Origin of the sequence: Falsirhodobacter sp. 1013, assembly GCF_051195255.1 — a bacterium.
Taxonomy (GTDB): domain Bacteria; phylum Pseudomonadota; class Alphaproteobacteria; order Rhodobacterales; family Rhodobacteraceae; genus Falsirhodobacter.
Genome location: NZ_JBNJLK010000011.1, coordinates 75,915 through 82,167, shown reverse-complemented (window position 1 = coordinate 82,167; position 6,253 = coordinate 75,915). Strand labels below are relative to the sequence as shown.

8 protein-coding genes are annotated in these 6,253 nt (G+C 64.1%); 3 read left to right on the top strand and 5 right to left on the bottom strand.

Going from position 1 to position 6,253, the window contains the following annotated elements:
• A partial coding sequence (locus tag ACSHZY_RS14530; protein ID WP_435170298.1) for an IS3 family transposase occupies window positions 1-199 on the top strand: 199 nt, incomplete at its 5' end.
• A gap of 275 nt (window positions 200-474) precedes the next feature.
• Here ACSHZY_RS14530 and ACSHZY_RS14525 read toward each other — a convergent pair.
• From ACSHZY_RS14525 to ACSHZY_RS14510, 4 genes are all read right to left on the bottom strand, one after another.
• Window positions 475-828, bottom strand: a complete 354-nt coding sequence (locus tag ACSHZY_RS14525) for a hypothetical protein (protein ID WP_435170296.1) — start codon at window positions 826-828, stop codon at window positions 475-477.
• Window positions 821-1,813, bottom strand: a complete 993-nt coding sequence (locus ACSHZY_RS14520) for a zinc-binding alcohol dehydrogenase family protein (protein WP_435170294.1) — start codon at window positions 1,811-1,813, stop codon at window positions 821-823. Before ACSHZY_RS14520 ends, ACSHZY_RS14525 begins: the two co-directional genes overlap by 8 nt.
• A gap of 259 nt (window positions 1,814-2,072) precedes the next feature.
• Window positions 2,073-2,405: an L-rhamnose mutarotase gene (locus tag ACSHZY_RS14515; protein WP_435170292.1), complete on the bottom strand. Its 333-nt coding sequence runs from the start codon at window positions 2,403-2,405 to the stop codon at window positions 2,073-2,075.
• A gap of 11 nt (window positions 2,406-2,416) precedes the next feature.
• Entirely contained in the window at window positions 2,417-3,220 is an 804-nt protein-coding gene (locus tag ACSHZY_RS14510) for an amidohydrolase family protein (protein WP_435170290.1), read from the bottom strand.
• Window positions 3,221-3,277: 57 nt separating this feature from the next.
• Between ACSHZY_RS14510 and ACSHZY_RS14505 the strand changes: the two genes are divergently transcribed.
• Window positions 3,278-4,231: an aldo/keto reductase gene (locus tag ACSHZY_RS14505; protein ID WP_435170289.1), complete on the top strand. Its 954-nt coding sequence runs from the start codon at window positions 3,278-3,280 to the stop codon at window positions 4,229-4,231.
• On the opposite strand, the gene ACSHZY_RS14500 is transcribed toward ACSHZY_RS14505, so the two are convergent.
• Complete coding sequence (locus ACSHZY_RS14500) at window positions 4,202-5,104, bottom strand: FCD domain-containing protein (RefSeq protein ID WP_435170287.1); 903 nt, start codon at window positions 5,102-5,104, stop codon at window positions 4,202-4,204. The two genes, ACSHZY_RS14505 and ACSHZY_RS14500, sit on opposite strands and share 30 nt — an antisense overlap.
• Before the next feature lie 110 nt (window positions 5,105-5,214).
• Between ACSHZY_RS14500 and ACSHZY_RS14495 the strand changes: the two genes are divergently transcribed.
• Window positions 5,215-6,240 carry an ABC transporter permease gene (locus tag ACSHZY_RS14495; RefSeq protein WP_435170285.1) on the top strand — a complete coding sequence of 342 codons (1,026 nt, stop codon included), beginning with the start codon at window positions 5,215-5,217 and terminating at the stop codon, window positions 6,238-6,240.
• Window positions 6,241-6,253: the final 13 nt, after the last annotated feature.

Below are 6,253 nucleotides of genomic sequence, written 5' to 3'. Positions count from 1 at the left end.
GGAGGCCGCCGTCAAGCGCTTCCACTACGACAGCCATGACCAGCTCCGCGCCCACCTCGCCGACGTCATGGCGGCCTACAACTTCGCGCGCAGGCTCAAGATCCTCAAAGGGCTCACGCCCTACGAATACATCTGCAAGATCTGGACAGAAGAGCCGGACATATTCATCCTGAACCCGATCCAGAAGATGCCGGGATAGAACACCTAGACTTCGGCTACAGCCCCACAGACCCTGTTCGACTGGATACGATACCGTCCATGGGGGACTTGACCCAGACGCAAACTCCTCGGTCAGCAAAAGAAACGCAGTTGGGAGCCCCCGGCATTTCCAGCAAACGTCTTTTCAACGCCCGGTGGTTTCTGGCACCAGTTCCATTGGGAAGATCGAAAGCGGCGACCGCCCCGTGCGGAAACGGACGGGGAGCAGATGCGTGGGTTCGCGAGGATGGTTTGTCGCCTGTGCCGGTTCCACCCCTACGTCGGCGGGTTACAACATGTACCCTTGCCGCCCGTATTCGACAGGATGGCGACCGCTTCCTCTGTCACAATGCCAGACAGTCCCTCCAAATTTGTCGTGGTGGAAAGTGCGAGCATGACGGAGGCGACTGCCATTCCCCGTGCAGCGTACTGCCGCTCTGCACAGCGGATACGCGCTGGATAGCCTCCCGGCCCGGCGAGCGTCGCGAGCCCGGTCCCGCGCGAAGGATTGTCCAGGAGTTGCACCACGGTCACCGGGACTGGCACCTTCGCCTCGAAGAACAAAAGGTTGGCATGGGCCTGCAGGGAGCAACTGGTGCCGAACCGGAAAACATCGGACAGGTCAGACACGGATGATTGCCTTGACGAGGGTGTCGCGATCCTGTGCCCAACGAGGCAGGTTGGTCACGACCTCTTCAAAGCTCGTCTCGTGGGTGGCCAGCGCGTCGACAGGCACCTTCCCGGCCTTGATGCAGGCAATCACATGCTCGAAGTCGGCGCGGAGCGCATTGCGGCTGGCGAGCAGCGTGGTTTCACGCTTGTGGAATTCCGGATCGGCGAAACTCAGATCGTCCTTCACCACCGACAGCAGGACGTAGGTTCCGCCATGACCCACCCAGTTCAGACCCGCGTTCATCGCGTGGATGTTGCCGGTGGCATCGAACACGGTGTCATAGGCGCCTGGCGCCTCTTGCCCGACCAGTTCCAACGCAGCGTCGGGGATCACCTTGACCGCCAGTGCGAGGCGGTCTGGAGACGTGTCGCGCAAGGTGACCCTTGCCCCATCGATCGTGGCGAACAGCGCCGCCCCTAGGCCGATCGGTCCTGCACCTACCACCAGCACGGCCGACCCGGACCGGATCCGGGCGCGGGCCACGCCATGTGCGCCGATGGCCAGAAACTCAACCATCGCGGCCGCCTTCTCGGAAAGGCCTTCCGCAGGATAGAGGTTTTCTTCCGGCACCACGATCTCCTCGCACATGCCTCCATCGATGTGCACGCCCAGCACGGCGATGTTCTCGCAGCAGTTGGGCTTGCCGTTGATGCAGGCGCGGCAGGTGCCGCAGGTCAGGTACGGGTTGACGACAAGAAGATCGCCCTCGGCGATCCGGCCGTCCGGGGACGCCTCCATCGCCCGGCCCGACAGTTCATGTCCCATGATCCGCGGATAAGCGAGAAAGGGCTGATGGCCGCCATAGATGTGATAGTCGGTGCCGCAAATGCCAACATGGCCGATCCGGACGCGGACATGGCCGGGTTTGCTGTCGGGCCGAGGGCGCTCCGTGATCTCGACCTTGCCGGGCTCCACACAGAGCAACGCTTTCATGGCGGTCATCGTCGGTCCTTCGTTCTGCGTTTCGGTTCTTTGCAATCGAGTCCAAGGGGGCTGTGCTCCAACGGGAGACCGGCGCAATGTGACGATCGGCGGTTCAGGGTGCTGCCAAGCGAAATTATGTCGTTTCCTACCGTATGCGGTGCGACGAGACCCGATGCAGGGTAGGCGCGTGTCCAGGATGCCACGCGCACGACGAACCACCATCACTTGCGCAGCCTCAACGCGTTTCTCTTGTTCAATCGCCTTGTCCGAAACGCAATCAGCCCGAGAGGTGGAACACCTCCTCCATCCGGGCCCACCATTCGCCTTCGTCGCGCGTGTCCAGCGGCACCTGCATCGGACCACAGATCGCCCACCAGCGCTGCGTCACCGGATCCGCGGCGATGGCCGCATTGTCGGCCGCGAAATCCGCACCGAGATATTCCCAGTAGCTGAACATCAGGTTTTCCGACCGGCGCAGAAAGATGGAATAGTTCGTGATGTGCGACGCGCGCAACCGCGCCAGCACCCCTGGCCAGACATCGGCGTGCAGGCGGATGTACTCGGCAACATCTTCGGGGTGAAGCCGGATGACGTGCCCCATGCGCTGCATGATCCTCTCCCTCAGATGTCGTAGAAGCGTGCGGCCGTTTCGGCAAACACATCTGGATGGTCCTCGGGCGCGACAAGCTGTTGCGCGACGGTCAGCCAGTCACCGTAGCGGCCCGCAAGCTCCAGCACCGGCCAGTCGCTGCCCCACATCACGCGGGTGCCGCCGAACGCGCCGATAACGTGATCGGCCACGCCGTGCAGCGTGTCTGCGGACCAGCCGGGGCCATGTTCATTGGCAAGACCCGACAGTTTGCAGAACACCTGCGGATGCGCGGCCAGAGCGTCGATCCCTTGCCGCCATGCGTCGGTGACCGGGAAGGTGGGCTTCGCGCAATGGTCGACCACCATCGGCAGTTCGGGGACCAGATGCGCCAGCCGGTCGATAACGGGCAGGTGGCGCGGGGTGATCAGCACATCCATCCGCAGGCCCCGCCCCGCGATTTTGCGCAAGCCGGAAACGACTTCGTCCCGCAAGACCCATGCCGTGTCGGGAATGTCCTGCAGCATCGGGCGGATGCCGCGCAACGCGGGATGGTCGACCTGCCGGAGTTGCGCGTCCACGTCCCCCTCCAGGTCGATCCAGCCGACGACACCGCGCACCAGCGGCTCGCTCTGCGCCATCTCCAGCAGGAACAGCGTTTCGTTCACCGTGGGCGCGGCCTGCACCAGGATCGTGCCGCCGATGCCGCCCGCTCGTGCCAGCGGGTGCAGGTCGGCGGGCAGCCGGTCGTGCCGGATCGCAGCGACGCGGTCGTCCATCCAGCCATAGTCGCCGCGCGCGATGCGCCAGAAATGCTGATGTGCGTCGATGATCATCGCTTGCCACGCGAAATGTTGGAAATAATAATGAACCATACTGGGGGAGGGATCGGCATGTCAATCATCAGACGCAGCCGCATCGGGAAAACGGATGTGACCGTCACCGACATCTCGTTCGGAGGGGCGAGCATCGGAAACCTGTATCATGAGGCGTCGGAGGTGGCCGTGCGGGAGGTGCTGGAGGTGGGATGGCGCGCCGGCATCCGCTATTTCGACACCGCGCCGCATTATGGGCGCGGGCTGTCGGAACAGCGGCTGGGACGTTTCCTGAAGGGCCGGAACGGGTTCACGTTGTCCACGAAGGTGGGCCGTGTCCTATCACCTGCCCGCGCACCCATCGCCGAGGCAGATCACTACGTCAACCCGTTGCAGAACGACGTCCGCTACGACTATTCCGGCGACGGGATCGAGCAGAGCTTCGAGCAGAGCCTCGAACGGCTGGACGTCGGCCGCATCGACATCCTCTTCGTCCATGATCTGGGCGGGGTCACGCACGGCCCGGACCATGCAGCGCATCTGGAGGCGTTCCTCGGCTCCGGCTACGAGCGGTTGGTGCGGCTGAAGAAGGAGGGGCGGATCGGCGCGTTCGGGCTGGGCGTCAACGAGTGCGAGATCTGTCTTCAGGTGATGGATCACGTGCCGCTGGACGTCATCCTCCTGGCGGGGCGGCTGACTTTGCTGGATCGTTCGGCCGAGGCGGAACTGGTGCCGCGGTGTCGGGAGGCAGGGACAAGCCTCGTGTTGGGCGGGATCTTCAATTCCGGCATCCTTGCCACCGGCCCGGTGGCGGGGGCCACCTATGATTACGGTCCCGCGCCCCGGGAGGTGCTGGACCGCGCCGCGGCCTTGCAGGCAGAAGCGGGGGAGGTTCCGCTGGCCACCGCCGCGTTGCGGTTCGTGCAACGGCATCCGGCGGCGGCCTCGGTGCTGCTGGGAACGGCGGATGCGGACATGCTGCGCCGCAATCTGGCCGCCTTGTCAACCGAGGGCATGATGCCGCAACGATAGCAGAAGCGTGGACTTGGAGGTGCGCAGGTGCTGACGCGCGGCCTCGCAGGCGCGGGCGGTGTCGCGAGCTTCCAGCGCGTCGATGATCGCCATGTGCTCGTTGATGGCGGCACGGTTTCGGTCCATCTCGTGGGTCTTGTCCCACATGTAATGGTAATGGAAGATCAACGAGATGACCTTCTGCGACTCCTCCATGAAGCGGTTGCGGACGACGGAATTGATCGCTTGGTGAAACGCCTCGTCAAGCTTGGAGAATTCATGAAAATCTGTGGTGATGCGGCGGGCCAGCGCTTCATGCTCCAGCCGCAGGTTGGCCAGCCTTTGCCAGATGGGATGATCCACCGGCGCTTCGGCGACCTTGGCGATGGCGTCGAGTTCCAGGATCAGGCGGAAGTCTGACAGCTCGATCGCGAATTCCCTGGTGAAGCCGCGCAGCATCCACCCGCCGCGGGGCCGCCGCGCGACAAGTCCGAAACGGCTGAGGCTGGCAAGAAACTCCTTCAGCTCGTGCGGGGCGACATCGAAGGTGCGGGCAAGTTCGGCGACCGACAACGGCGTGTCAGCCGGCACGTCAAATTGCAGCACCCATCCAAGAAACCGCTTCTCCAGTTGATCGCGGCCGACGGTGGTTTCGGGCAGGGCAATCCGGTCGTCCGCGGTCGGGGCACGCAGAAGATGCTTGCCGCGACCTTCCCAGGCGATGATTCCAAGCTCGGCCATTCGTGTCAGGCAGCGCCGCACGACCGTCCGGCTGACCCCGACGGCCCCGCTCATCACGGCTTCGGCGGGCAGTTCCGCACCGACGGGCAAGGTGTTGCAGACGTCCAGCAGGCTGTTGAACGCTTCGCGAAACCTGGTGTCGCTGCGTGCCATGATCTTTCTCCTGCCTGATTTGTCGTCTTAAATTATTAAACACCATTGACAGGTGCAACCCATCTGCCCAATGTCCTTCATAACTTGATTCAGTCGGTCTGGGGGGAGCGATGTCGGATACAGGTATCCCGTGGGGGGAGCGTCGCCGGCGCAGGTTCACCATCGGGCGCGACCAGATGCATCGCGCCTCCGCCTTGCTGACGCTGGTGCTGCTGATCCTTGGCTTTGCAATGGCCAGCCCCGCCTTCCTGTCGGTGAACAACGGGCTGACGGTGCTGCTGCAGACCGCGGTGATCGGCCTCTTGGGGATCGGGCTGACACTGGTCATCATCACGGGCGGGATCGACCTGTCGGTCGGCTCCGTACTGGCACTTTCCGGCGTCGTTTCGGCGATGAGCGTGAAGGCCGGGCTGCCGGTGATGCCGGCGATGTGCGTGGGCATCCTGGCAGGCGCGGCGTGCGGGGCCTTCAACGGGCTGGTCATCACGCGGCTGCGCATTCCACCTTTCGTCGCCACGCTGGGAATGATGCTGATCGCCCGGGGGGTGGCGCTGCAACTGACGGGGGCAACCCCCATCTCGGGGCTGGGCGAGGGGTTTGGCTGGCTTGGCAACGGCGCGCTGTTCCGGATGGTCGAGATGCAGCCGAACGGCTTTCCGCGCGTCATCTTCCCCGGCATCCCGTATCCCGCGATCCTGTTGCTGATCGTGGCGATCGCGACGGGCTACGTGCTGCGCCGTCGCCGGGTCGGGCGGCACCTTTACGCCACCGGTTCGAACGAAGAGGCGGCACGCCTGTCGGGCGTCAAGGTCGACGGAACCAAGATGTATGCCTACACCATGTCGGGTGCGCTGGCGGGGCTGGCGGGCAACGTGCTGATGTCTCGCCTCGTGACGGCGCAGCCCAGCGAAGGCGTGATGTACGAGCTTGACGCCATTGCGGCGGCCGTGATCGGCGGCGCGTCGCTGACGGGGGGCGTGGGCACCATTTCCGGCACCATGATCGGGGCGTTCATCATCGGGATCCTGCGCAATGGGCTGAACATGGCCGGCGTATCAGCCTTCATCCAGCAGATCGTCATCGGCCTTGTCGTCATTGGCGCCGTGTGGATCGACATGGTCCGCAACCGGCGCTGAAGCAGGAACAAAG